This window comes from Niveispirillum sp. FG148, from assembly GCF_057809655.1.
In genome coordinates, this window is the sequence record NZ_JBMDKJ010000015.1 from 38,745 (window position 1) to 63,655 (window position 24,911).

Genomic DNA, 24,911 nt, shown 5'->3' on the forward strand with positions numbered 1-24,911 from the left:
AGGAAAAGCGCATCCGCGTTGCCCATCAAGGAGATATCAGCGTCATGACCGCAGCGTCCGTCCATTCCCCCGTCCGCGTCGCCATTCTGGGCGCTTCCGGCTATACGGGTGCTGAACTGATGCGATTGCTGCTGCGCCACCCGCGGGTGCGCATCACGGCGCTGACGGGCGAACGGGCGGCGGGCAAGCCGGTGGCCGAGGTGTTCCCGCATCTGGCCCCCTATGACCTGCCGGCCCTGACCAAGATCGCCGATGTCGACTGGACCGAGGTGGATTTCGTCTTCTGCGGCCTGCCGCATGGCACGACGCAGGAGGTGATCGCCGGCCTGCCCGCGCATGTGCGGGTCTGCGACCTGTCGGCCGATTTCCGGCTGTTCAATGTCGATACCTATGCCGAATGGTATGGGCACGCCCACAAGGCTGCGGCGCTTCAGGAAACGGCCGTCTATGGCCTGTCGGAAGTGGCGCGCGAGCAGGTGGCCCAGGCCCGGCTGGTGGCCAATCCCGGCTGCTATCCCACGGCGTCGCTGCTGCCGCTGCTGCCGCTGTTGAAGGCGGGGCTGATCGCGGCCGATGACATCATCATCGATGCCAAGTCGGGCGTGTCCGGGGCCGGCCGCGATGCCAAGCAGGGCAGCCTTTATTGCGAAGTGGCGGAAGGCATGCATGCCTATGGCATCGCGTCCCACCGCCATGCACCGGAGATCGAGCAGAGCCTGGGCTGGGCCGCTGGTCGCGACGATGTGCGCATCGCCTTCACCCCGCATCTGATCCCCATGAACCGGGGCATGATGGCGACGACCTATGTCAAGCTGAAGGACGGCGTCACCGCCGCCGACCTGCGCGCCGCCCTGGAGCAGGCCTATGCGGGAGAGGCGTTCGTGAAGCTGCTGCCGGCCGGGGTGGGGCCGCAGACCCGCCATGTGGCCGGGTCCAACCTGTGCCTGATCAATGTCTTCGCCGACCGCATTCCCGGCCGTGCCATCCTGACGTCGGTCATCGATAATCTGATGAAGGGCGCGTCGGGGCAGGCCGTGCAGAATTTCAACATCATGAACGGCTTTGCGGAGACGCTGGGCCTGGACGTGGTGCCGGTGTTCCCGTGATCCAGACGCGCCCCATCCCCACCATCCTGCCCTTCAAGGGCAAGGTGCCCGTCATCGACCCGACGGCATTCCTGGCCAACGCCACCATCATCGGTGACGTCGAGATCGGTGCCGGCAGCAATATCTGGTTCAATGTCACCGTGCGCGCCGACGTGCATTTCATCCGGATCGGCAGGAATACCAATATCCAGGATGGCAGCGTCGTGCATTGCACGAAGAACCGGTTCAGCACCACCATCGGCGACAATGTCACGGTGGGCCATCTGGCCCTGCTGCATGGTTGCGTGGTGGAAGATGGCGCCTTCATCGGCATGAAGGCCTGCATCATGGATGGCGTGGTGGTGGAAGCGGGCGCCATGGTCGCGGCCGGCGCCCTGGTCACGCCGGGCAAGAGGGTGAAGGCAGGGGAATTGTGGGGCGGCAGCCCGGCGAAATTCCTGCGCCCGCTGACGGAAGACGATATCCGCACCCAGATGTCCATCGCCCCGCATTATGCGGAGATGGCGCGGCAATATCTGGGCGAGGTGGGTGGCGGGCCGGGGTGAGGGGAGCTGTTGGGCGAGGCTTGTGGGGTTGTGCGGTTGGGGTTGAAATCAACTTTCCCGTCATCCCGGCGAAAGCCGGGACCCAGGGGCCACAGGATCGAACCTAAACGCAGCGTCGATGGAAACTGCCGAAAGGTCGGGCGTTTGGCCCCTGGGTCCCGGCTTTCGCCGGGATGACGGGAGGTCCCGCTTCAACCTGAACCGGACAAACCCTAGCACGCCACCGGTCGGGACTGGACGGCCGGCGCCAGGAATTCCTGTTCCAGCCGTTCGACGGGCAGGGGGCGGGCCATCAGGTAACCCTGGGCCAGCATGCAGCCTTCCGCCCGCAGCCAGTCCCACTGCTGCTGCGTTTCCACCCCTTCCGCAATCGTGGTCAGACCCAGGCGCTTGCCCAGCGCGATGACCGTGGCGGCGATGGCCGGGTCGTCGGGCAGGTCGTTCACGAAGCTGCGGTCGATCTTCAGCATGGTCACGGGCAACTGCTTCAGATAGGCCAGCGATGAATAGCCCGTGCCGAAATCATCGACAGCGACGCCAAAGCCAAAGCCGCGCAGGGCGTTCAGCACCGTCAACTGGTTGGCGACATCGCGCATGACCACGGTCTCCGTGATCTCCAGGATGAATTGCCGCGGCGATAGGCCCGCTTCCGAAACGATCTTCACCGCGCGGTCGGGAAAGTCCGGTTCGGCCAGTTGCCGGGCCGAGACATTGATGGCGACGGTGATGGTGCCCAGCCCGGTTGCCATCCAGCGGGCGGCGTCCAGGCAGGCGCGGCGCAGTACCCAATCGCCCAGTTCCACGATCAGGCCCGTTTCTTCCGCAACCGGAATGAATTCCGCCGGGGAGATCATGCGGTCGCCATGTGGCCAGCGGACCAGCCCTTCCACGCCGGCCAGCCGGCCCGTCGCCAGATCGATCTTGGGCTGGTAATAGAGGCAGAGCGCGTCGGAGGCCAGTGCATCGCGCAGGCTGGCTTCGGTGCGCAGCATGACCAGGGCGCGTTCGGTCATGACCCGGTCAAAGAATTTGAACGCGCCGCCGCCCATGGCCTTGGCCGCGTACATGGCGACATCGGCATGGCGCATCAGGCTGATGGCGTCGGCACCATCGGCCGGATGCATGGCGATGCCGATGCTGGCCCCGGCATGCACGGCCTGCCCGTCCACCATGAAGGGACGGGAGAGCGCGTTCAGCAGCCGGGCTGCGGCCTGTGCGACCTCTTCCACGCCGCTCACATCTTCCAGCACCACCAGGAATTCATCACCGCCCAGCCGGCCGACAATGTTCGCCTGCCGTAGGGCGCCGCGCAGCCTTTCGCCAACCTCCCGCAGCAGATCGTCGCCGGACGCGTGGCCCAGACTGTCATTCACATGCTTGAACCGGTCCAGATCCAGGAACAGCACGGCCAGCAGGCGGCTGCTGTGGCTGGCGCGTTCCAGCCCGCCCGTCAGGGTTTCCATCATCAGGACGCGGTTGGGCAGGTCGGTCAGCGGGTCGCGCGTGGCCAGCCGGCGCAGTTCCGTCTGTGACCGGTGCAGCTGCGCCAGCAATTCATTGATGCGGGAGGCCACATAGCCCAGTTCGTCATTGCGGTGGCCGCGCGGCACCCGGATGGGGTTGGCCAGCGGCTCCGCCGGCTGTACCCGGATCAGGTCGCGGCCCAGCGCGATCAGCGGCCGGGTCAGGAACAGGTGGAAGACGACGGCCAGCAGCGCCCCCAGCAACAGGTTGCGCAGCAGCCCGCCGATGAAGGAACCCAGGACGAAGGTACGCAGATCGGCGCCGATGGCGTGGCCGTTCAGGAACAGGACCAGGGTGCCGATGGTCGTCGTGGTGCCGTTTTCCGCGATATTGACCAAGGGCCGGCGGGCCGTCAGCAGCCCATCGAACACGGTGGCGGCCCAGCCATCGGCCAGTTTCGCCTGTCCATCGGCCGCGAACACGGCATCACGATTATCGCGGATTTCGATGCGGTCGACCGTGTCCATGGCCAACACGGGGGCAAACAGGTTGCGGGCCAGCGCATCATCGAAATTCCACAAAGCCGTGGCGGCGGAACCCGTGATGAGGTTCATGATCTGGCCGACATGGCGTTCGGCCTTGTCGCGTTCACGCGCGATGGCGAATGCCGCTTCCACGCCCGTCAAGGCCAACCCGATCAGCAGGGCGCTGACCAGGGTCACCAGGGCCTGACGCCCCGTCAAACTGCGCAATGTGCCACGGGCCAAGGATCACCGTTTCCGCCAGGGGTGGCCTTGAGACACCGGCAAGGGCCACCCGTGCCGCCATACTGCATGGCGACGATGACGGGGTGATGACAGTCTGGAAACCGCGGGTGCACAAATCAGCGCGGGCGCATGCCGTCGAACAGGATGCCGATGGAGGTTTTGATCCAGCGATCGACGGGGGTGAAGTTGCTTTCGCCCTTGGTCAGGATCAGGGACACCAGCCCATGGCCCATGGCCCAGACACTGTCGGCGAAGCCTTCGGGATCGTCGTTGCGCAGCATGCCGGCCGCCGCCAGCCGTTCGATCCCGGTTTGCAGCAGCATGAAGGAGGATTGACCCTTGCCGGGGTCCTTCAGGCAGATTTCCGCCGGTTCCCCCGGTCCCTTGGGCAGGCCGCGATGGCCCAGGCTGGGCACGAAACGGGTCAGGCTGTTCATGAAGACCAGCCGATATTCATTGGGATGCGCCAGTCCGTAGCGCACGTAATTTTCCATCAACTGGGCCAGCGCCGACAGCGGGTCGGCCCAGGCAACAGAATCCACATTCATCGCTGCCGTCAGACCATCGAAGAATTCGGCCGCAATGGCGGACAGCAATTCTTCCTTATCCGCGAAATGATCGTAGATGGCTGTGGGCGTGATGCCGGCAGCATCCGCGATGCGCCGCATGGAGGCGCGTTCGAACCCTTCGGCAACGAACAGGTCGCGGGCCACAGCCAGAATCTGCGCCCGCCGTTCGGCCGCGGGCAGGCGGGTACGCTTGGGCGCCGGGGGTTTACCGGCGGGCGACAGAACATTCATGGCCTGAACCTTACAAAACCTATTGACCAATAGCGCAATCGACATAACCTAACACCGTAAACTTATCACTGTTAGGTCGATCATGCTGCGGATATCGCTTCCCCTGTTCCTGGTTTTGGCCCTGGCCGGGTGCGGCAAATCCGACGAGCCGGCGGCCAAGGCCGCCATCGCGGCCCCGCCTGTGCCCGTCACGGTGGCCACCGCGCGGCCCGCCCCGGAGGCGCAGATGGTCAAGGCCACGGGCAGCGTCGCCTTCAAGCGCGAAATACCGCTATCCTTCAAGGTGGCGGGCAAGGTGGAGGCGTTCCAGGTCGACCTGTCGGATGTGGTGACCAAGGGGCAGCGGCTGGCCCGCATCCAGGTGGTGGAGATTGATGCACAATTGCGCGCGGCCGAGGCGCGGGTGACCAAGGCGCGGCAGGACCTGGACCGGCTGCTGCCGCTGGTATCCAAGGGGTTTGTGGAGACGGCGCGGGTGGATGCGGCGCGCAGTGCGCTGGAAACGGCGCAGGCCGACCGCGATGCCATCGCGTTTAACCGCGGCCTGTCGGAGATCCTGGCGCCCGCCGATGGCGTGGTGCTGGCCCGGCCGCTGGAGCCGGGGCAAATCGTGCCGTCGGGCACCACGGCCCTGGTCATCGGTGACCGGGAAAGCGGCGTCATTGTGCGCGCCGGCCTGTCCGACCGCGACGTGGCCCGCATCGCGGTGGGCAACGCGGCCGAACTGCTGCTGGAGACGGGGGCGCTGCTCGGCCGGGTGACGCGCATCGCGGCCAAGAGTGCCGCCGGCACCGGCGTGTTTGATGTGGAGGTGACGGTGGAGAACCCGCCGCCCGAACTGTCCAGCGGGCGCATCGTCAATCTGCGCATCGCACCGCGGGCCGGCGGCGGGCGGCCGCCCCTGGCCGTGCCGGCATCGGCCCTGATCGAAGGGTTCGGCGATATCGCCACGCTTTATATCGTCAATGCCGACGGCAAGTCGGTGACACGGCGTCAGGTGAAGCTGGCGGGGCTGCAGGGGCCGGACCTGCTGGTGGCGGATGGGCTGCAGGACGGCGACCGGGTGGTGGCCAGCGGCGGCGCCTATCTGCGGCCCGACAGCAGCATCAGCATCGCCGGGACGGGGAACTGAGCCATGGGCAATATCGCCGCCTTTGCCGTGCGCCAGTGGCAATTCACCCTGGTGCTGTTCGCCATGCTGGCCGCCATGGGCATCAGTTCGCTGCTGTCCATCCCGCGCGCCGAAGATCCCAGCTTTCCCATCCCCAATGTCATGGTGGTGGCCGTCCTGCCTGGCGCCGATCCGGTGGATCTGGAAAAGCAGGTCACCGACCCGATTGAGGAGGCGATCGACGGGCTGGACGATGTCATCAAGATCACGTCGCGCACCCGCGACGGCATCGCTGTCATCACCGTCGAATTCGACTGGTCCAGCGATGCGGAGCGCAAATATGACCAGGTGGTGCGCGAGGTGAATGCCATCCGCGGCACCCTGCCGGCCGGTCTGGTCCGGCTGGACGTGAAGAAATTCAACACTGCGCTGACCAATTTCATGCAGGTGGCGCTGATCGGTGACGGGGCGTCAGACCTGGAACTGCGCAAGCGGGCCGATGATCTGCGCGACATGATCGACCGGGTTGCCGGTGTCTGGGAAAGCGATATCTGGGGGGAGGAGCGGGCGGAGGTCCGGGTGGCCGTGGATAGCGGCCGGCTGGCCGAACTGCGCCTGCCCGTCAATGCCGTGGCCGATGCGTTGAAGGCGGAAGGGGCCAGCGTACCGCTGGGCGCCCTCCATGCCGGCGGGCGCCGGTTCACCGTGAAGACGGAGGGCGATTTCGACACGCTGGACGATATCGCCAACACCGTCGTGCGGGCCGCCGATGGGCGCGTGGTCAAGGTGCGCGACGTGGCCGATGTCGCCTGGTCGGCGGATGAACCCAACCATCTGGCCCGGTATAATGGCCAGCGCGCCGTGTTCATCACCGCCAACCAGAAGCCGGGGCAGAATATCTTTGAGTTGAAGACCCGGGCCTATGCGGCGCTGGATGATTTTGAACGCACGCTGCCGCCGGGGATCACGCTGGAACGCGGTTTCGACCAGTCCGAAAACGTGGCCCATCGCCTGTCGTCGCTGTTCCGGGATTTCGCCATTGCCCTGGGGCTGGTGCTGGTCACCCTGATCCCGTTGGGCTTCCGCGCGTCGCTGGTGGTGATGCTGGCCATTCCGCTGTCGCTGGCCATTGGCGTCACGGTGCTGAACCTGACCGGTTTCACGCTCAACCAGCTGTCCATTGCGGGGTTCGTGCTGTCGCTGGGTCTGCTGGTCGATGACAGTATCGTGGTGACGGAGAATATCGCCCGCCACATGCGCATGGGCAAAAGCCGGGAGGAGGCCGCCATTGAGGGCACGCGGCAGATCGCCGTGGCCGTGCTGGGCTGTACCGCCACGCTGCTGCTGGCCTTTCTGCCGTTGATGTTCCTGCCGGAAGGGTCGGGCAAGTTCATCAAATCGCTGCCCGTGTCGGTGCTGGCCACGGTTGCGGCGTCGCTGTTCGTGGCGCTGACCATGATCCCGTTCCTGGCGGCCCGGCTGTTGAGCCGGCATGAGGACCCCGAGGGCAATCCCGCCCTGCGCGCCGTGATGGGCGGCATCCATGCCGTCTATCGCCCGCTGCTGCACCGGGCGCTGGACCGGCCGGGAGTGACCGTTCTGATTGCCGCCCTGCTGTTCGCCGGTTCGATCATGCTGGTGCCGCGCATCGGGTTCAGCCTGTTCCCCACGGCCGATACGCCGCAATTCCTGGTCGAGATCGACATGCCCGATGGCACGCCGCTTTCCGAGACAGACAAGGCCGTGCGCTTTGTCGAGGAGCAGGTGCGGCAGATGGGCGATGTCCGTTTCTTCATGGGCAATAGCGGCCATGGCAATCCGCGCATCTATTACAACATCACCCCGCGGGAGGATGACCCCGCCCATGGCGAGGTGTTTGTCAGCCTGAACGCCTGGAAGGGCAAGGACAGCACGGCGGCGCTGGACCGGCTGCGGGCGAAACTGGCGACATATCCCGGCGCGCAGATCATCGTGCGCGTGTTCGAGAATGGCCCGCCCATTGAGGCACCCATCGCCGTGCGCATCCTGGGGCCGGAACTGCCCGTGCTGAAGGAACTGGCCGGCAAGGTGGCGGCTATTATCGAGGGCACGCCGGGCAGCCGCGATGTGGTCAACCCGCTGCGGCTGGACCGCACAGATCTGGACCTGAATATCGACATGGACAAGGCGGCCGTTCTGGGCGTGCCGGCAGGCGCCGTGGACCGGGCCGTGCGCCTGTCGCTGTCGGGCGAAAACGTCGCCACCTTCCGCGAAAGCGATGGCGATGATTATCCCGTCACCCTGCGCCTGCCCATGCAGGGCCGGCATGAGCTGGATGTGCTAGGCGATATCCGGGTGCCGGGGGCGGCGGGGGCCGTGCCGCTGTCGGCCATCAGCGATCCGAAGCTGACGACCGCCCCCGCCCGCATCGACCGGTTCAACCGCGAACGGGCGGTGACGGTGACGGCCTTTACCGCCACCGGGTTCAATACCGACCGGGTGACCCGCGCCATCGGGGCGCAGCTGTCCGCCATGACCCTGCCGCCGGGATATAAGCTGATGACGGGCGGGGAGGCGGAGACGCGGTCCAAGAGCTTTGCCGGCCTGTCGGGCGCCATCCTGGTGGCCATTTTCGGCATCCTGGCCGTGCTGATCCTGGAATTCCGCAGCTTTTCCGCCACGGCCGTGGTGGCGGGCGTCATTCCGCTGGGGGTGATCGGCGGCATGGTGGCTTTGTTCCTGGCCGGCTATACCCTGTCCTTCACGTCGGTCATCGGCTTCGTGGCGTTGATCGGGATTGAGATCAAGAATTCGATCCTGCTGGTCGATTTCACCACGCAGCTGCGCCGCGCCGGTACGCCCTTGAAAGCCGCCATCGAGGAGGCGGGGGAGGTGCGGTTCCTGCCCGTGCTGCTGACATCGGTCACGGCCATCGGCGGGCTGCTGCCGCTGGCATTGGGCGGGTCGGGGCTCTATTCGCCGCTGGCCGTGGTCATCATCGGCGGGCTGGTCTCCTCCACCATCCTGTCGCGGCTGGTGACGCCGGCCATGTACCTGCTGCTGGCGCCGAAGGAGGTGGATTGACCCCCTACCCCAGTGCCCGGCTGATCATGTCGGCCGCCTTTTCGCCGATCATGATGGCGGGGGCGTTGGTGTTGCCGCCGATCAGGGTGGGCATGATGCTGGCATCCGCCACCCACAGCCCGTCGATGCCGCGCACGCGCAGGTGGGGGGTGACGACGGCATCCGCATCCACACCCATGCGGCAGGTACCGACCGGGTGATAGATGGTGTCGGAGCGGCGGCGCAGCTCGGCCCGGATATCGGCGTCGCTTTCCGACATTTCGCCGTAGAGGGCCTGTGGGTTCAGGCCTTTCAGCGGTTCTGCATCCAGGATGCGGCGGGTCAGGCGGAAGCCGTCGACCATGGCGTCCAGATCGGCCGGATCGCCGAAGAAATTCGGATCGATCAGGGGGGCGGCCAGCGGGTCGGGCCCGGCCAGCCGAACCGTGCCCCGGCTGGCCGGGCGCAGCAGGCAGACATGGCAGGAAAAACCCTGGCCGTATCGCAACTTGCGGGCGTGGTTTTCCACCATGGCCACGACGAAATGCAGCTGGAAATCAGGCGCCGGGCTGTCGGGTGTGCGCCGCAGCAGGGCGCCGCCTTCGGCATAATTGCTGGACCACAGCCCGTCGCGGCTGCGGCCATAGCGCAGGAATTCCCGGGCGAAGCGCACGGCCCCCGGCAGGGTCAGGCCCACCAGTTCCGGGTGGGCCGCCTTGAAGGCGAAGACGTAATCAATATGGTCTTGGAGGTTCTGGCCCACGCCTGGCAGGTCGTGCAGGACGGAAATGCCCGACGCCGTCAGGTGCGCGCCCGGCCCGATGCCCGACAGCATCAGGATCTGCGGCGATTGCAGTGCGCCGGCCGCCAGCACCACCCCGCCGCGCGCCATCACCACGCTTTCCCGCCGCCCCTGGCGGATGACGGCCCCCACGGCACGGCCTTCGCGGATGATCAGGCGCAGCACGCGGCTTTTGGTCAGGATGGTCAGGTTGCGGCGGGATTTGGCCGGGTCCAGATAGGCGCGCGCGGCGTTCCAGCGTTCGCCATTCTTCTGGGTCAGCTGGTAAAGGCCGATGCCTTCCGGCTGGGCGCCGTTGAAATCATCAGTGACGGGGAAGCCTGCTTCCTTGCCGGCTCTCACGAACAGGTCGGCCCCCTGGCTGCCCGTGCGCGGGTCGGCGACATTCAGGGGGCCGCCCTGGCCATGCCATTCATCGGCGAAGCGTTCATTGTGCTCCGCCTTGCGGAACCAGGGCAGCACATCATCATAGGACCAGCCCGTGTTGCCCAGCGAGGCCCAATGGTCATAGTCCCAGCGGTCGCCGCGCAGATAGATCATGGCGTTGGTGGAACTGGACCCGCCCAGGACGCGGCCGCGTGGCTGATAGCCCCGACGGCCGTCCAGCCCCGGTTGCGGCACCGTGCTGAAACCCCAATTGTTCCAGCGCGTGGGCAGCATGGCGACCAGGGCGGCCGGCGTGCGCACCACCCATTGGTCATGGTGCCCGCCGGCTTCCACCAGCGCGACCTGACGCCGTTCATCCGCGCTCAACCGGTTGGCCAGGACACAGCCGGCGGACCCGCCGCCGATGACCAGCACATCGACTTCCATTCCCGTCTCTCCCTGCGTCGGCCTCTGCGGACCTTACGTTTCCGTAAAGGTTCGCATGGGTTTGCCGGGAAGGGAAGGGGGACGATCACCAAGCGGGGACGACGGCGCCCTTGAAACTGGTGTCGACAAAGGCCTTCACCGGGGCGGAGTGGTAAATCTCCACCAGCTTCTTGACCCAGGGCTTGTCCTTATCGGCGGTGCGCACGGCGATGATGTTGGCGTAGGGGCCGTTGGCCGGCTCGCGCGCGATGGCGTCCTTGGTCGGGTCCAGGCCGGCTTCCAGCGCGTAATTGCCATTGATGGCGGCGACATCGACATCGCCCAGGCTGCGCGGCAATTGCGCGGCATCCAGTTCGACGATGGTCAGCTTCTTCGGATTGGCGGTGATATCCAGCACGGTGGCCTTCAGCCCCGCCTTGGGATCGACGGAGATCAACCCTTCGCGCGCCAGCAGCAGCAGGGCGCGGCCGCCATTGGTCGGGTCGTTGGGGATGGCGACCTTCGCCCCCTTCGGCAGCAGGTCCAGCGACTTGATCTTGGTGGAGAACAGGCCCAGCGGGAAGGTCACGGTCTGCGCCACCGACACCAGCTTGTAGCCGCGATCGGCGATCTGGTTGTCCAGATAGGGCTGGTGCTGGAAGCTGTTGGCATCCAGGTCGCCGGCATCCAGCGCGGCGTTGGGCACGACATAGTCGCTGAATTCCAGGATCTGGATGTCCAGCCCCTGGGCCTTTGCCTGTTCCTTCACCTTTTCCATGATCTGCGCGTGCGGGCCGGCCGACACGCCGATCTTGATGGTTTCGGCCAGCGCGTTCAGCGGCGACAGCAGGGCAATGGCGGCAACGGCCAGCAGGGCGGAAATGCGCATGATCTTCACTCAGCCTCTCGGGTTACGCTTGTCCAGGCGGCGGGCCAAAGCCTCGCCACCCGATTGCAATGCCTGCACGACGATAATCAGAACCAGCACGACGGCCAGCATCATTTCCGGCATGAAGCGCTGATAGCCATAGCGGATGCCCAGATCGCCCAGCCCGCCGCCGCCCACGGCGCCCACCATGGCGGAATAGCCCACCAGATTGACGGCGGCGAGCGTCAGGCCGCGCACAATGCCGGCGCGGGCCTCGGGCAGCAGGATCTTGGTCACCACCTGGCGGGGTCGGGCACCCATGGCGCGGGCGGCATCCAGCAGGCCGTGATCCACCTCCCGCACCGCCCCTTCCACCACGCGCGCGATGAAGGGGATGGCGGCCAGCGTCAGCGGTACCGTGGCCGCCGCGGTTCCGATGGAGGTACCGGTCAGCGCCCGGGTCAGCGGCACGATGGCCACGACCAGGATGATGAAAGGCGTGGAGCGGGTGGCATTGACGATCAGGCCCAGCACGCGCTGCGCCGCGGGCCGGGGCATCAGGTCGCCCGCCCCCGACAAAGCCAGGAACAGGCCCAGCGGAATGCCGGCCAGCGTGGCCAGCGTGCCGGCCACGACAACCATCAACAGCGTCTGCAGGGTGGCGTCAGCCAGCAGCGACAGCATCTGTGGCGACATGGCCCAGAACCTCGATCTCCGCGCCCTGGGCGCGCAATTGTTGGATGGCGGTATTCAGCGCGTCGGCCGGACCGGACAGGGCGGCGATCAGGCCGGCAAAGGGCTGGTCACCCAGCGGCTGCACCCGGCCCGCAACCAGCCGTACGCCGATGCCGGCCCCGCCCAGATCGGACAGAAGCGGGGAGGCGGCCAGATCGCCCACGGCATGCAGGCGGATCAGGGTGGCCCCGCCGGCAAGGGGCAGGGGCGACAAGCGGGCGGCCAGCGCGTCTGGTACTTCGGTTCCCGTTTCCCCCAGCAGGAAGCGGCGGGTGGTGGGATGCTGGGGATGGGCGAAGACCTGGGCTACCGGCCCCTGTTCGATGATGCGACCGGCTTCCAGCACCACGACCTGATCCGCCACTTCGCGGACCACGGCCATTTCATGGGTGATCAGCAGGACGGTCAGGCCCAGATCGCGGTTGATGCGGCGGATCAGGGCCAGAATCTGACGCGTGGTTTCCGGGTCCAGCGCCGATGTCGCCTCGTCACACAGCAGCAATTGCGGATTGGGGGCCAGCGCGCGGGCGATGCCCACGCGCTGTTTCTGCCCGCCGGACAGGGCGGCCGGATATTGGCCCGCCTTGTCGGTCAGCCCGACCAGGGCCAGCAGTTCGGCGACGCGCGGGCCGATCCGGTCCGTGGGCCAGCCGGCCAGTTCCAGCGACAGGGCCACATTGCCGGCCACCGTGCGGTTGGCCAGCAGGTTGAAATGCTGAAAGATCATGCCGATGGATTGACGCGCGCGGCGCAGCGATTCTTCATCCAGCGTGGTCAGATCGACGCCGCCCACCGTGACCGTGCCGGCATCGGGCCGTTCCAGCAGGTTGACGGCGCGCAGCAGGCTGCTTTTGCCCGCCCCGCTGGGCCCGACAATGGCGGTGATTCCACCCTTGGGGATGTCCAGGTCCACGCCGGCCAGGGCGGCCACCTGCTTGCCATCCTTGGTGTGGAAGGTCTTGGCGATGCCCGACAGCCGCACCATCGCGGCGTGGGGTTCACCCGTCGCCTGTTCCGTCAAAATCCGATCCATCATGCTCTTGCCGGGCGGTCGTTGGCCGATCCTGCCCTGGATTGCTGCTTTGCGCAAAGGGTGAAGTGGTTGGCGGGACGGAACAATCAGCGAATTCACGCGGCTGGTATGTGTTGGGGTTTAAATAACATTTATAACTTGTTGTTTGTGCGAGCGATGGGGAGACCCAACCCAATCGGCCTATTCGAAACAATCCTGTTGAAATCCGCTATGACACCGGTTACCAAAGAGGGGCTGTCCAGACGGGATCATTGCGTCCCGTCGCGGGCGGCCCGCCCCCCGAAGGTAGCGCCCATGTCCAAGCCCCTGGTTCTGCACGAAGACCGCCTGTTTCCCGCCGATCCCGGCACGCGCGACATCGCGCGGCGGCTGTATCGGCTGGTCAAGGATCTGCCGATCATCAGCCCGCACGGCCATACCGATCCGTCCTGGTTCGCCGGCAATGCCCCGTTCGGCAACCCGACGGAACTGCTGCTGTCGCCGGACCATTACATCTATCGCATGCTGTACAGCCAGGGCATTGCCATGGGCGATGTGGGTGTGGGTGACCGGTCGGGCCCGTCCAAGGCCGATCCGCGCGCGGCCTGGCGCCTGTTTGCGGCCAATTTCCACCTGTTCCGGGCCACGCCAAGCTGGCTGTGGCTGAACTATGTGTTCGTGCATGTATTCGGCATTGATGTGGCCCTGTCGGCCCAAACGGCCGATCATTATTACGACACCATCGATGCTGCCCTGAAGACCGACGGTTTCCGCCCGCGCGCCCTGTTCGAACGGTTCAATATCGAACTGATCGCGACGACAGAGGGGCCGACGGATACGCTGGAACATCATCAGGCGATCCGCGACAGCGGCTGGAGGGGCCGTGTTGTCACCGCTTACCGTCCCGATGCCGTCATCGATCCGGAGCATGAGCAGTTCAGCAGTGCCATGCGCGCCTTTGCCGAGGTGACGGGGGAGGATGTCTATAGCTGGAAGGGCTATCTGAACGCCCACCGCAAGCGCCGCCGTGATTTCATGGATGTTGGCGCCACCAGCACCGACCATGGCCATATCACGGCCAACACGGCCGATCTGTCGCCGGCCGAGGCCGAAGCCCTGTTCCAGAAGCTGCTGAAAGGCGATTTCACCCCGGCCGAGGCGGAGACGTTCCGCGGGCAGATGCTGACCGAAATGGCAGGGATGAGCATCGAGGATGGTCTGGTCATGCAGATCCATCCCGGCGCCTTCCGCAACCATAATGGCCAGGTGTTCGACCGGTTCGGCCGCGACAAGGGTGCGGATGTGCCGTCGCCGACCGAATATATCCGGGCGCTGAAGCCGCTGCTGGACCGGTATGGCAATGACACGCGCCTGTCGATCATCCTGTTCACCCTGGACGAGACCACCTATTCGCGTGAACTGGCGCCGCTGGCCGGCCATTACCCGACGCTGAAGCTGGGCCCGTCCTGGTGGTTCCATGACAGCCCGGAAGGCATGATGCGCTTCCGCGAGCAGGTGACGGAGACGGCGGGTTTCTACAACACCGTCGGTTTCAACGACGATACCCGCGCCTTCCTGTCCATCCCGGCCCGCCATGATGTGGCGCGCCGTGTCGACAGCGCCTTCCTGGCCCGCATGGTGGCCGAACACCGTCTGGACGAGGATGAGGCGGCCGAAGTCGTGGTCGACCTTGCCTATAACCTGCCCAAGCGCGCTTACAAGCTTTGATGAAAAAAGACGGTGTCAGGTCCGTCGGCCCAGGCGGGGAAAATGTCTGGCCGGTCCGGTGGCACCGTTGCAACCAACGACGATAAACGGGAGTAACCCCATGTTCGCCAAGACCTATCACGCCACGCACCCGGTCATGATGCAGGGCGCCAGCAATGACGATCTGCGCAGCCGTTACCTGATGACCGGCCTGTTCGTGGCCGATCAGGTGGTGCTGAATTACAGCCATAATGAGCGGTTTGTTGTCGGCGGCGCCTCGCCCGTGGCGGGCCCCGTCGCCCTGCCGCGCCAGACGGAGCCGGCATCGGCCGCCGGCAAGCCCTTCCTGGAGCGCCGCGAGCTGGGCATCGTCAATATTGGCGGCGCCGGCACGGTGACGGTCGATGGCATCGTCTATGAGCTGGGCAACAAGGACGGGCTTTATGTCGGCATGGGCAATGCCGATGTGACCTTCGCATCGGTCGATGCGGCGGCCCCGGCCAAGTTCTATCTGGTGTCCACGCCGGCCCACGCCACCTTCCCGAACAAGAAGATCGGTATCAAGGATGCCGTCGCGCTGGACCGCGGGGCGCTGGAAACCAGCAATGAGCGCACGATCTATCAATATATCGTGCCGGCCACCTGTCAGTCCGCCCAGCTGCTGCTGGGTCTGACCATGCTGAAGCCCGGTTCGGTGTGGAACACCATGCCGCCGCACCTGCATGACCGCCGGTCAGAAGTCTATCTCTATTGCGACCTGGCCGGTGACAACCGCGTGTTCCATTTCATGGGCGAACCGGAAGCCGCCCGCCACATCGTGGTGGCCGATGGCGAAGCCGTAATGTCCCCGCCCTGGTCCATCCATATGGGCAGCGGCACGGCCAATTATTCCTTCATCTGGGCCATGGGCGGCGAGAACCTGGACTATACCGACATGAAGGTGATCGATATCTGCCAGTTGCGGTAAGAGGGCTGCGGCGTCCGGCGTCCGGTTGTCGGGGGCCGGTGACAGCGGACAGCACATCAGTGCCTTCCCCGCGAAAGCGGGGATCCAGGGGCCACAGGCACCAAAGCGTCGTTATCGGTGGCCCCTGGACCCCCGCTTTCGCGGGGGAGGCAGGTTTGAGCCAAAGGGGGCGCGTGGTGCCCGCCGGTAAATTCTTGCCCAAGCCTATCCTCTCCCATCCCTTGGAGCCCTTCCCATGACCCATCCTTTCGACCTTTCCGGCAAGGTGGCCGTCGTTACCGGGGCCAATACCGGTATCGGCCAGGGCATTGCCGTGGCGCTGGCCCAGGCGGGGGCGGCCATTGTGGCCGTCGGCCGGTCCACACCCACCGACACCCAGGCCGCCGTGGAAGCGGCCGGTGGCCGCTTCGCCTTTGTCTCCGCCGATCTGGGCACGGGTGCGCCCATTGGGGAGATCGTGGACAAGGCGGCGGCTGCGTTCGGTCGCCTCGACATCCTGGTCAATAATGCCGGCACCATCCGCCGCGCCGACGCGCTGGAATTCAGCGAGAAGGACTGGGATGATGTGCTGGACGTCAATCTGAAGACGCCCTTCTTCCTGGCCCAGGCCGTGGCCAAGCATTTCATCGCGCAGGGGTCGGGCGGCAAGATCATCAATATCGCGTCCATGCTGTCCTTCCAGGGCGGCATCCGCGTCGTGTCCTATACGGCGTCCAAGAGTGGGATTGCCGGCGTCACCAAGCTGCTGGCCAATGAATGGGCGGCCAAGGGCATCAATGTGAATGCCATTGCGCCGGGTTATTTCGCCACCAACAACACCGAAGCCCTGCGCGCGGACGAGAACCGCAACCGCGACATCCTGGCCCGCATCCCGGCCGGCCGCTGGGGCTCGCCATCCGATCTGGGTGGGGCTGCGGTGTTCCTGGCGTCTGCCGCGGCCGATTATGTCCATGGCATCACCTTGCCGGTGGATGGGGGCTGGCTGGCCCGCTGATCCGGACTATATGGCTCTGCAATTCTCCCAGCAGCGTATTCATCGCTGCACTCGTCCCCCCGCCTTCCCCATAGGGCGGGGGTTTCTTTTTTGACATTTGACGCCCCCTCAGGCGCCGGGCGCCGCCATCCGGCGGCTTGGCTCACGGCGCATGAGCGCCGGGCCGGCAGTCGCCAGCCTGCAACGGCATGAACCAGAAATCATGCCGTTGGTGTGATACCGGCGGGATGCGCCCCCAGCCCATGCCTGCCCCGCGTCGGCCTATCCTTCAGCAGTCTTTACAAGCATGTTGCGCTGCGGGAATATAGGAGCGCATGAAAGATGATGTGTTTAGCGCTTTGCTTGAAAGCGCAACCGCCGCCCCCCGTATCGGGGCCGAGGCGGAGACGACCGACCGGGCCGACGCCACGGTCATTCCCTTCCACCGTTATACCGATTTTGACCGACGCTGGCCCGTTCCGGGACATGGCGAAGTGCTGGTCGTGCCGCTGGGCGGCCTGGGCCGCATCGGCATGAACTGGACGCTGTACGGTCACGACGGCGCCTGGCTGCTGGTTGATGCCGGCATCGCGTTTCCCGACCAGGGTGTCGAAGGCGTCGATTGCATCGTTCCCGACCCCGCCTTTCTGGCGCCCATCCGTGACCGGTTGCTGGGTCTGGTTGTCACCCACGCGCATGAAGACCATATCGGCGCCATCGATCGGCTGTGGCCGCAGGGTGTGGATTGCCCCATCTGGGCCACGCCGTTCGCGCTGGGCCTGATCACCCGCCGGCTGGAAGAGGCCGGGGTGCTGGAGAAGGTGGTGCTGAACAGCTATCCGGTGGGTGGCACGTTCGATATCGGCCCCTTCCATATCCGCACCATCCGCATGACCCACTCCATCCCGGAGCCTGTGTCGCTGGCCATTGATACGGCGGCGGGCACGGTGCTGCATACCGGTGACTGGAAGTTTGATACCAGTCCGCTGCTGGGTCAGCCCACCGATATCGAGGCGCTGCGCCGCCTGGGTGACGAGGGCGTGCTGGCCATGATGTGCGACAGCACCAACGCGCACAAGGACCTGCCCTCCACCTCGGAATCGCAGGTCCGCCGCGCCTTTGACCGGCTGTTCGCCACGCGCAAGGGCCAGATCGCCATCTGCTGCTTTGCCACCAATGTCGCCCGTGTCTCTTCCGCCGTTTCGGCGGCGGTGGCCGCCGGCCGGCAGGTGGCGCTGGCCGGCCGGTCCATGCGCAATTGCGACGAGACGGCCCGCGACCTGCATATGCTGGATCATGTGCCCATGCCGCTGGCCGAACCCGCCCATCTGAAGGGCCTGGACCGTAGCCAGGTCGCCCTGGTCTGCACGGGCGGGCAGGGTGAGGAGAAGGCGGCGCTGGCCAAGCTGGCGCGCGGTGATCGCCGCTTCCCGCCGTTCGGGGCCGGTGACACCGTCGTCCTGTCCGCCCGCATCATCCCCGGCAACGAGGAAGCGGTGGAAAAGGTCGTGTCCAAGCTGCGCGCGCGCGGGGTGGAAATCCTGATGGGCACCGATCTGCTGGATGGCGAACCGCTGCACGTCTCCGGTCACCCCGGCGCCAACGAACTGCGGGAACTCTATGCCCTGGTCCGGCCGCAGATCGCGCTGCCGGTGCATGGCACCGACATGCATCTGGCGGCCCATGCCCGTCTGGCCCGTGCCGCGGGCTGTGAAGCCGCCATCGTCGCCGAAGAGGCGGAGGTGATCCGCCTGTCGGCCGCCGGTTCGCGCGTGCTGGGCCGGGTCAATGCGCCCCTGCTGGCGCTGGAATCGGACCCCAAGGGTGACCGGGTCACCTATGATCCCGGTCGGGCACTGGTGGCCGGGAAGGTCTGATCACCTTCCCTTGGTATTGACCAGGGCCACGCCGCCCAGTGCCAGCGCCCCACCGGCCAGGGTTGTCCACACGGGCAACTCCCCGGTCAGGGGCACGGCCACGGCCGAGGCCACGACGGGCACGAGGTAGAGGAAGTTGGACCCCCGTGCCGCGCCGAAATGGCCCAGCGCCAGGGTCCAGGCGGCATAGCCGATGGCGGCGGGGAAGACGGCCAGGAACAGCAGCGCGGCCTGCACCGGTACAGGTGCGGCCAGCGCCTGTTCGATGCCCTGTGGCAGCCAGGGCGACAACCAGATGGCACCGGTCAGGATGGTCAGCGCCGAGCAGGTCAGCGGACCATAGCGCCCGACCAGTGGCCTTTGCAGGGTGAAATAGGTCGCCGTCGCCACGGCGGCGCCCAGCAGCAGGCTGGCCCCGCTGCCAAAGCGCAGGCCCCCCGGCTGGCCCGACGCGATCAGGGCCACGCCCGCCAGGCTGATCCCCATGCCGATCCAGGCCCAGCGGCGGAACCGTTCCTTCAGGAACAGGGTGGCCAGCACCACCGTCAGCACGGGTGCTACATTGACAATGAAGCTGGCGGCACCGGCCGACACGGTCTGCTGTGCCGTGTTCAGCAGCAGATTGTAAAGCGCGATGCCGATGCCGCCGCACAGCACGGCCCGCACGGCATCGCGTCCGCGCGGCAGGGTGGGGCGTTTCAGCAGCAGATAGGCCAACGCGAACAGGCCCGCCAGGGCGAAACGCGTCGCCGCCAGGGGCAGCGGCCCCAGCCCGCCCAGCGCGATGCGGATGGCGGGAAAGGCCGATCCCCAACTGACCACCGTGATACCCACGGCGATGAAGGGCAGGGCGCTGGCGCCGGGCCGGCTGTCCAGGGCGGTATTGCTGGCGGTCATGTCACATCCTTGATGGGGGTGCCTGTTGGATAGGTCCTATGGTGCATCGTCGCGAGCTGTTGACATAGCGCACCGTTGGGGAAGAAGCTGTGCGTATGACGTACAACATCTCCCTGCCGCCGCTGGAAAGCCTGACGGCCGTTCTGGCCGCCGGGCGCACCGGTTCCTTTTCCGCCGCCGCGGTGGAACTGGGCGTGACTCATGCCGCCATCAGCCGGCGCGTGCAGGCAGCGGAGGCCTGGCTGGGCGTGGCCCTGTTCGAACGCCATGGGCGCGGCGTGCGCACCACGCCCGATGGCGACCGCTTCATCGCGCGGGTGGGCGAGGCCTTCACCATGATCGCCCGGTCGGGTGACCAGTGGCGGCAGCGGCGCGGAACGGAAATCGTGCGCCTGTCCATCCTGCCGGCTTTTGCCAAGCTGTGGCTGTTCGGCATGCTGGACCGGTTGCAGGATGCGCATCTGCGCTTCGACATGGTGGTGGAACACCGGCTGGCCGACCTGGACAAGGGCGAAGTTGATATTGCCATCCGTTGCGGCAATGGTCAGTGGTCGGGCGTGACCAGTACGCCGCTTTTCCGCGAAATGGTCTATCCGGTGGCAGCCCCGTCGCTGGCCGCCCGGATGGGTGACCGGGCCGGGGTGACGGAGATCCTGGCCCAGACGCTGATCCATGACAGCACCGTCACCTCCTGGCGCGCCTGGCTGGCGGCAAATGGCGTGCCCTATGCCAAGCCGCGCCCGCAGGACATAAGGTTCGAGGATTACGATACCGTGCTGGCCGCGGCGGAGGTGGGGCTGGGCATCGCCATGCTGCGGGCCCCCTTGGGCGATGCGTGGGTGGCGGATGGACGGCTGGTGCCGGTCAATCCGCTATGGGTGCCCAACCCCTATCTCTATCATGTGGTCACCCGCACCGGCACGCCGCGCCCCGCCGTGGCGGAAGCGCGGGACCGGATGCTGGCCCTGGCGGCGGAGGTCAGGCTGACGCCGCCATCAGGGCATTGATGTCGCGATAAGGCATGGCATCGGCGCAGATCGGGTCCGATGCGCCATCGGTCAGGAAGGCACCGGCGATGGCGGCCACCCGGCCCCAGAGATATTCGGGCAGCGCCGACCCCGCCGACAGACGTTTCACGCCCAGAGGCGCCAGGGCTGCCGCATCGGCCAGGCCAGGGCGGGCCATGACATTCAGCGGTACTTTAATATTATTGGATATCATCTTGATTTCCAATGGATCGGTCACGCCAGCGGGGAACAGGCCGCTGGCCCCGGATGCCGCATAGAGCGCGCCGCGGCGGATCACCTCTGCCGCGCGGTCGGCCGGAGCGGCCAGCCCCTTCAGATAGACATCCGTGCGGGCATTGATGAACAGGCCCGGCCCCACGGCGGCGCGGATGGCGCGGATCTTGTCGGCCAGCAGGTCGGGCGTGCCAGCCCCATCCTCGATATTGATGCCCACGACGCCGGTGGCGATGATGCGGGTGGCGAGCTCGGCGACGGCGGCGGGATCGTCGCTGTAGCCGGCTTCCATATCGATGCTGACGGGCAGAGCGGGCACGGCGCGGACGATATTGGCGGCGGCGGATAGCAGCAGGTCAGCCGGCAGCCGGTTGCCGTCGGCCACGCCCAGGGCCCAGGCCAGACCGGCGCTGGTGGTGGCGATGGCCTTCGCACCCAGGCTGGCCATCATGCGGGCAGAGCCGGCATCCCAGACATTACACAGGATCAGTGGGGCATCACCCTGATGCAGGGCGTGGAAAATGGCGAACTTATCGATGGTCATGAGGCGATATCCAAGGTCTGGATGAAGGGGGCAAGGTGGCGATGGGCGTAGGCACCCCAGGGATGCCATCGTCGTTCCCCATCATGGATGGGAACGGGCCCGTCCCAGGGGGCCGGTACGCGCAGTCCCGGCCGGTCCGCCACCAGCGGCGCCAGACGCGGGTCCTGCGCCAGATGGGCATTGATGGTCACCATGTCGGCCGACAGGTCGAACCGCCGCCGGATGCGCGGTACGATGGCCGACAGGCCGGCGATGGAGCCAGTGCGGATGGTGGCGCGCAAGGCGTCCTGATCAGCCAGGGCGGTCACCGTGACCTGTCCGTCGGGCAGCAGGCGGTGCCAGGTGCCGTCGATGATGTGTTCGGCGGGGTCGGCCTGTGCGGCCACGGCCTGCAACAGGTCGGGCCAGTCCAGCGGCGGGCGGTAGCGCAGGCGCAGGATGACACCATCCGTCGCCACGCTGCCTTCCGGCCGGTCGGCCGCAATCTGCCGCCGCAACTCACGGGGCGGTCGGCCATAGAGCGCCTGGAAGGTCTCGTTGAAGCGGCGGATTGATCCGAAACCGGCGGCCAGCGCCACCTCTGCCATGGGCAGGCTGGTCTCGTGCAGCAATTGCTTGGCGAACAGCACACGGCGCGTCTGGGCCACGGCGATGGGGCTGGCGCCCAGATGCTGTTTGAACAGTCGGCGCAATTGCCGCTCCCCCACGCCCAGCCGGCTGGCCAGCGCATCGACACTGGCATCATCGCCGTCCAGGGCGCCGTCGGCGATCAGGGCCAGACCCCGGCTGACGGTATTGGAGGTGCCGCGCCAGACGGCCAGATCGGGGGCGGCTTCCGGCCGGCAGCGCAGGCAGGGGCGGAAACCCGCTTCCTGTGCGGCCGCCGCACTGGGATAGAAGCGGCAATTCTCCGCCTTGGGCGTGCGGGCCGGGCAGATGGGGCGGCAATAGATGCCGGTGGTCACCACGGCCGTGAAGAACCGTCCGTCGAAGCGGGCGTCACGGGTTTCAACGGCGCGGTAACAGGCGATTGGGTCGAGCGTTTCCATGGGCATGATCCTGCCACGGCCCGCCCCCGCCGGCTCGCGGTTTTCGGACATGGAGGGTTCAGGTCCCCTCAGGCGCCGGGCGGGCGCATCCGCGCCCTTGGCTTACGGCGCACGAGCGCCGGGCCGGCGGTCGCCGGCCTGTGTAAGGCGCATTCGTCCATAGTCATGACTTCTGTATCACCGGCTGGCCGGTCGCCCGTAAAGCAGCAGGCCCGCGATGCCGGCACCATTCAACGCCAGCAGCAGCGGCAGGGACCAGAGGGGGGCTGCATAGACCAGAACCCCCCAGGCCAGTCCGAACAGGATGAAGCCCAGCAGCATCTCCCCGATCAGCGGCAGGATGTTGCCCTGGTAACGCTTCTGGAAGGCCTTGCGCCCGCCCACGGGCGGCTCCTGGCGCATGTCGAAGGCCAGATAGAACTGCACGGCCAGCAGCGAGACCAGCCAGACCTGCAGGGCGGCGATGGGCGTGCGCAGGGCGACATAGAGGCACAGCGCCGTCACCAGGGCGACTGACGGCAGGCTGGCGGCCAGCAAGCGATCGGCCATCAGGCGCCGCGTGGAGACGGGGGCCGTGCCCAGCAGGTCGGGCGCGTCTTCGCCCGCGAAGGCCAGCCAGACCAGGGAACCGGCCAACAAGCCCGCCACCGGCACCATGCCCAGCCAGCCGAAGGCCATCGCCTCTCCCGCCGCCGTCGTCACCGTCTTGCCGATCGTCGGCAGGACGATGGGCGCGGCCACCAGCAGGATGGAGATGACCTGGGTCAGCAGACCGGGGTCGCGCAGGATCAGGCGCCATTCCTTCCGCAGAACCGAGCTGGTCACGCCGCGGACTCGCATGGACAGGGCGCCGTCCTTTGCAGGGCGGCGCTTGGGGCTGGCGTCCGCGCCGGCGGCGGCGTTGACGCTGCGCACGAAACTTTGCCCCAGCAGGCTGGTGGCCAGGATGAAGCCGCCGAAGGCAATCAACAGCAGCAGGATGGTTGCCATCCCGTCACCCGTGATCGCGGCGCCCAGCCAGCGCAACGGGGCGGCGGCCGGACTGTCGGCCAGCGCGATCAGGCCCTCGAAGCCGCGCCGCCGGGGACCGTCCTCGGCCGCGCGCTGCATGTTGGGGATCTGACCGGCCAGGGCGGCGCTGATGCCGATGACGCCGCCGATCACCTGTGTCGCCGTGCGTGCCCGGCGCGGGCCTACCAGCCGGACCAGCAGCAGAACCAGCAGGAAGGACAGGGTGACGGACAGCATGGCCAGGGCCGGCAGGGTCAGGTACCCAATCAGCCAGCGGGCAGAGATGATGATGGCACCGCCATTCATGAAGCAACCAGCCATCAGAATCGACCCCGACATGACCGACAGGGCCACGGCCAGGAGCCGGATGGGCAGAATGATCCCTGGTCGCAGGGGGGAGGACAGCAGCAGGTCCAGGTCGCCGCGCGTATAGATGGCCTGCACCGTCAGCTGCATGGAGGCGGCCAGCATGATGGCCATGGAGAACAGGCCGACGCCGCCGAACACCATTTCCACCGCTGCCGGTTCCAGCTTGATGCGGGCGAAACCGAAGGCGGACAGGATGCCGATGCCCTGCAGGAACAGCAGCCCCACGATCAGCAGCGCCCAGGCCCAGGGACCGGTACGCTTGGTGCGCAGGGCGAGGCGCATTTCATGCTTCAGCAGCCAGGGCAGGCTGCCCGGCGCCAGGGCGATCATGCCGCCACCGCCTTGCCGGAGACCAGATCCAGGAACAGATCCTCCAGCGAGGCGCCGTCGCGCCCATGCTGCTGACGCAGCGCGTCCAGCGTGCCTTCTGCCAGCAGCAGCCCGTGCTGGATGATGCCGATACGGTCCACCAGCCGTTCCGCCACCTCCATGATGTGGGTGGTCAGGATGATGGTGCAGCCGGCGCGCGCCTTTTCCGCCAGCAGGTCCTTCACCTGCCGCGCAATGGCGGCATCCAGACCCGTCAGCGGTTCATCCAGGATCAGCAGGCGAGGATCGTGGATGAGCGCACCGGCCAGGGCCGCCTTCTGCTTCATGCCGCGCGAGAAGCCTTCGCAGCGTTCATGGCGATGGTCCTGCAGTTCCAGGCGGGTCAGCAGCTCGTCTGCCCGGTCGGCGGCCGTGCTTGCATCAATGCCCCAGAGCCCGGCCACGAATTCCAGATATTCGACAGGCGTCAGCTTGTCATACAGCATCGGCTCGTCCGGCAGCCAGGCGATCTGGCGCTTGGCGGCGATGGGGTCGGTGGCGGTGTCCACCCCGAAAACCCGGATGCTGCCCGCCGTCGGGTTCAGCAGGCCCACCACCATCTTCAGCGTCGTGGTCTTGCCGGCACCGTTGGGGCCCAGAAGCCCGTAGAATTCACCCGGCTGGATGGTCAGGTCGATGCCCTTGACCGCCTCCTTCTCCCCATAGGATTTGCGCAAGGACCGGATTTCCAGGGCAGGGGGAGGGGCGTTCAGGGTCATGCGGGCGGCTCCATCCTTGGTTCCTGCCAGAGTGGCGGGAATCGGCACGGAAGGATTAACCAAATTGATTGCGCTGTCACGCGCGGCGCGGGGGTGTTTGCATGTTCCCTCATGCGCCGGGCGCCGCCATCCGGCGGCTTGGCT

20 protein-coding genes are annotated in these 24,911 nt (G+C 66.6%); 9 read left to right on the forward strand and 11 right to left on the reverse strand.

What is annotated here, in order from left to right:
• Window positions 1-44: 44 nt before the first annotated feature.
• Both argC and ACODTW_RS16250 read left to right on the forward strand, forming a co-directional pair.
• Entirely contained in the window at window positions 45-1,106 is a 1,062-nt protein-coding gene (gene argC, locus ACODTW_RS16245) for an N-acetyl-gamma-glutamyl-phosphate reductase (RefSeq protein WP_488947101.1), read from the forward strand.
• Complete coding sequence (locus ACODTW_RS16250) at window positions 1,103-1,651, forward strand: gamma carbonic anhydrase family protein (RefSeq protein ID WP_488947102.1); 549 nt, start codon at window positions 1,103-1,105, stop codon at window positions 1,649-1,651. Before argC ends, ACODTW_RS16250 begins: the two co-directional genes overlap by 4 nt.
• A 212-nt stretch (window positions 1,652-1,863) precedes the next feature.
• On the opposite strand, the gene ACODTW_RS16255 is transcribed toward ACODTW_RS16250, so the two are convergent.
• Both ACODTW_RS16255 and ACODTW_RS16260 read right to left on the reverse strand, forming a co-directional pair.
• Window positions 1,864-3,882 (reverse strand): putative bifunctional diguanylate cyclase/phosphodiesterase, encoded by a 2,019-nt coding sequence (locus tag ACODTW_RS16255; protein ID WP_488947103.1) that lies wholly within the window; start codon window positions 3,880-3,882, stop codon window positions 1,864-1,866.
• Window positions 3,883-3,998: 116 nt separating this feature from the next.
• Window positions 3,999-4,682: a TetR/AcrR family transcriptional regulator gene (locus tag ACODTW_RS16260; protein WP_488947104.1), complete on the reverse strand. Its 684-nt coding sequence runs from the start codon at window positions 4,680-4,682 to the stop codon at window positions 3,999-4,001.
• 82 nt (window positions 4,683-4,764) lie between these two features.
• On the opposite strand from ACODTW_RS16260, the gene ACODTW_RS16265 reads away from it, so the two are divergent.
• Together ACODTW_RS16265 and ACODTW_RS16270 are read left to right on the forward strand one after the other, a co-directional pair.
• The gene (locus tag ACODTW_RS16265) at window positions 4,765-5,814 is read left to right on the forward strand and encodes an efflux RND transporter periplasmic adaptor subunit (RefSeq protein WP_488947105.1); all 1,050 of its coding nucleotides are present in this window, start codon (window positions 4,765-4,767) and stop codon (window positions 5,812-5,814) included.
• A gap of 3 nt (window positions 5,815-5,817) precedes the next feature.
• Entirely contained in the window at window positions 5,818-8,856 is a 3,039-nt protein-coding gene (locus tag ACODTW_RS16270) for an efflux RND transporter permease subunit (protein WP_488947106.1), read from the forward strand.
• Window positions 8,857-8,860: 4 nt separating this feature from the next.
• Here the strand turns inward: ACODTW_RS16270 and ACODTW_RS16275 are convergent, their stop codons facing one another.
• The 4 genes from ACODTW_RS16275 to ACODTW_RS16290 form a co-directional block, all read right to left on the reverse strand.
• Complete coding sequence (locus ACODTW_RS16275; RefSeq protein WP_488947107.1) at window positions 8,861-10,450, reverse strand: GMC family oxidoreductase; 1,590 nt, start codon at window positions 10,448-10,450, stop codon at window positions 8,861-8,863.
• An 85-nt stretch (window positions 10,451-10,535) separates the two neighbouring features.
• A complete protein-coding gene (locus ACODTW_RS16280) occupies window positions 10,536-11,318 on the reverse strand; it encodes a MetQ/NlpA family ABC transporter substrate-binding protein (protein ID WP_488947108.1) in 783 nt (260 codons plus the stop codon).
• Window positions 11,319-11,327: 9 nt separating this feature from the next.
• On the reverse strand, window positions 11,328-11,993 hold the full coding sequence (locus tag ACODTW_RS16285) for a methionine ABC transporter permease (RefSeq protein WP_488947109.1): 666 nt from the start codon (window positions 11,991-11,993) through the stop codon (window positions 11,328-11,330).
• Window positions 11,962-13,017, reverse strand: coding sequence for a methionine ABC transporter ATP-binding protein (locus ACODTW_RS16290; protein WP_488947185.1), 1,056 nt, complete (start codon window positions 13,015-13,017; stop codon window positions 11,962-11,964). Before ACODTW_RS16290 ends, ACODTW_RS16285 begins: the two co-directional genes overlap by 32 nt.
• A 342-nt stretch (window positions 13,018-13,359) precedes the next feature.
• Between ACODTW_RS16290 and uxaC the strand changes: the two genes are divergently transcribed.
• The 4 genes from uxaC to ACODTW_RS16310 all read left to right on the forward strand — a co-directional run bounded on the left by uxaC (window position 13,360) and on the right by ACODTW_RS16310 (window position 18,568).
• Window positions 13,360-14,772 (forward strand): glucuronate isomerase, encoded by a 1,413-nt coding sequence (gene uxaC / locus ACODTW_RS16295; RefSeq protein WP_488947110.1) that lies wholly within the window; start codon window positions 13,360-13,362, stop codon window positions 14,770-14,772.
• 100 nt (window positions 14,773-14,872) lie between these two features.
• The gene (gene kduI / locus ACODTW_RS16300) at window positions 14,873-15,718 is read left to right on the forward strand and encodes a 5-dehydro-4-deoxy-D-glucuronate isomerase (protein WP_488947111.1); all 846 of its coding nucleotides are present in this window, start codon (window positions 14,873-14,875) and stop codon (window positions 15,716-15,718) included.
• A 235-nt stretch (window positions 15,719-15,953) separates the two neighbouring features.
• On the forward strand, window positions 15,954-16,712 hold the full coding sequence (gene kduD, locus ACODTW_RS16305) for a 2-dehydro-3-deoxy-D-gluconate 5-dehydrogenase KduD (protein ID WP_488947112.1): 759 nt from the start codon (window positions 15,954-15,956) through the stop codon (window positions 16,710-16,712).
• Between the two features lie 314 nt (window positions 16,713-17,026).
• A complete protein-coding gene (locus ACODTW_RS16310) occupies window positions 17,027-18,568 on the forward strand; it encodes a ribonuclease J (RefSeq protein ID WP_488947113.1) in 1,542 nt (513 codons plus the stop codon).
• Here ACODTW_RS16310 and ACODTW_RS16315 read toward each other — a convergent pair whose 3' ends face one another.
• Window positions 18,569-19,465: a DMT family transporter gene (locus ACODTW_RS16315; protein ID WP_488947114.1), complete on the reverse strand. Its 897-nt coding sequence runs from the start codon at window positions 19,463-19,465 to the stop codon at window positions 18,569-18,571.
• Window positions 19,466-19,560: 95 nt separating this feature from the next.
• On the opposite strand from ACODTW_RS16315, the gene ACODTW_RS16320 reads away from it, so the two are divergent.
• Window positions 19,561-20,472, forward strand: coding sequence for a LysR substrate-binding domain-containing protein (locus ACODTW_RS16320; RefSeq protein ID WP_488947115.1), 912 nt, complete (start codon window positions 19,561-19,563; stop codon window positions 20,470-20,472).
• Here ACODTW_RS16320 and ACODTW_RS16325 read toward each other — a convergent pair.
• The 4 genes from ACODTW_RS16325 to ACODTW_RS16340 form a co-directional block, all read right to left on the reverse strand.
• The gene (locus ACODTW_RS16325; RefSeq protein WP_488947116.1) at window positions 20,444-21,250 is read right to left on the reverse strand and encodes an isocitrate lyase/PEP mutase family protein; all 807 of its coding nucleotides are present in this window, start codon (window positions 21,248-21,250) and stop codon (window positions 20,444-20,446) included. The genes ACODTW_RS16320 and ACODTW_RS16325 overlap by 29 nt on opposite strands.
• Window positions 21,247-22,350 (reverse strand): bifunctional transcriptional activator/DNA repair enzyme AdaA, encoded by a 1,104-nt coding sequence (locus tag ACODTW_RS16330; RefSeq protein WP_488947117.1) that lies wholly within the window; start codon window positions 22,348-22,350, stop codon window positions 21,247-21,249. Before ACODTW_RS16330 ends, ACODTW_RS16325 begins: the two co-directional genes overlap by 4 nt.
• A gap of 126 nt (window positions 22,351-22,476) precedes the next feature.
• Window positions 22,477-24,009 carry a hypothetical protein gene (locus ACODTW_RS16335; RefSeq protein WP_488947118.1) on the reverse strand — a complete coding sequence of 511 codons (1,533 nt, stop codon included), beginning with the start codon at window positions 24,007-24,009 and terminating at the stop codon, window positions 22,477-22,479.
• Window positions 24,006-24,767, reverse strand: a complete 762-nt coding sequence (locus ACODTW_RS16340) for an ABC transporter ATP-binding protein (protein ID WP_488947119.1) — start codon at window positions 24,765-24,767, stop codon at window positions 24,006-24,008. Before ACODTW_RS16340 ends, ACODTW_RS16335 begins: the two co-directional genes overlap by 4 nt.
• Window positions 24,768-24,911 lie beyond the last annotated feature (144 nt).

What these genes read in the sequence shown, in the direction of transcription:
- argC (WP_488947101.1), top strand. Translation starts at nt 45, where the DNA reads ATGACCGCAGCGTCCGTCCATTCCCCCGTCCGCGTCGCCATTCTGGGC.
- ACODTW_RS16260 (WP_488947104.1), bottom strand. Translation starts at nt 4,682, where the DNA reads ATGAATGTTCTGTCGCCCGCCGGTAAACCCCCGGCGCCCAAGCGTACC.
- ACODTW_RS16265 (WP_488947105.1), top strand. Translation starts at nt 4,765, where the DNA reads ATGCTGCGGATATCGCTTCCCCTGTTCCTGGTTTTGGCCCTGGCCGGG.
- ACODTW_RS16270 (WP_488947106.1), top strand. Translation starts at nt 5,818, where the DNA reads ATGGGCAATATCGCCGCCTTTGCCGTGCGCCAGTGGCAATTCACCCTG.
- ACODTW_RS16275 (WP_488947107.1), bottom strand. Translation starts at nt 10,450, where the DNA reads ATGGAAGTCGATGTGCTGGTCATCGGCGGCGGGTCCGCCGGCTGTGTC.
- ACODTW_RS16280 (WP_488947108.1), bottom strand. Translation starts at nt 11,318, where the DNA reads ATGCGCATTTCCGCCCTGCTGGCCGTTGCCGCCATTGCCCTGCTGTCG.
- ACODTW_RS16285 (WP_488947109.1), bottom strand. Translation starts at nt 11,993, where the DNA reads ATGTCGCCACAGATGCTGTCGCTGCTGGCTGACGCCACCCTGCAGACG.
- ACODTW_RS16290 (WP_488947185.1), bottom strand. Translation starts at nt 13,017, where the DNA reads ATGGTGCGGCTGTCGGGCATCGCCAAGACCTTCCACACCAAGGATGGC.
- uxaC (WP_488947110.1), top strand. Translation starts at nt 13,360, where the DNA reads ATGTCCAAGCCCCTGGTTCTGCACGAAGACCGCCTGTTTCCCGCCGAT.
- kduI (WP_488947111.1), top strand. Translation starts at nt 14,873, where the DNA reads ATGTTCGCCAAGACCTATCACGCCACGCACCCGGTCATGATGCAGGGC.
- kduD (WP_488947112.1), top strand. Translation starts at nt 15,954, where the DNA reads ATGACCCATCCTTTCGACCTTTCCGGCAAGGTGGCCGTCGTTACCGGG.
- ACODTW_RS16310 (WP_488947113.1), top strand. Translation starts at nt 17,027, where the DNA reads ATGAAAGATGATGTGTTTAGCGCTTTGCTTGAAAGCGCAACCGCCGCC.
- ACODTW_RS16315 (WP_488947114.1), bottom strand. Translation starts at nt 19,465, where the DNA reads ATGACCGCCAGCAATACCGCCCTGGACAGCCGGCCCGGCGCCAGCGCC.
- ACODTW_RS16320 (WP_488947115.1), top strand. Translation starts at nt 19,561, where the DNA reads ATGACGTACAACATCTCCCTGCCGCCGCTGGAAAGCCTGACGGCCGTT.
- ACODTW_RS16325 (WP_488947116.1), bottom strand. Translation starts at nt 21,250, where the DNA reads ATGACCATCGATAAGTTCGCCATTTTCCACGCCCTGCATCAGGGTGAT.
- ACODTW_RS16330 (WP_488947117.1), bottom strand. Translation starts at nt 22,350, where the DNA reads ATGTCCGAAAACCGCGAGCCGGCGGGGGCGGGCCGTGGCAGGATCATG.
- ACODTW_RS16335 (WP_488947118.1), bottom strand. Translation starts at nt 24,009, where the DNA reads ATGATCGCCCTGGCGCCGGGCAGCCTGCCCTGGCTGCTGAAGCATGAA.
- ACODTW_RS16340 (WP_488947119.1), bottom strand. Translation starts at nt 24,767, where the DNA reads ATGACCCTGAACGCCCCTCCCCCTGCCCTGGAAATCCGGTCCTTGCGC.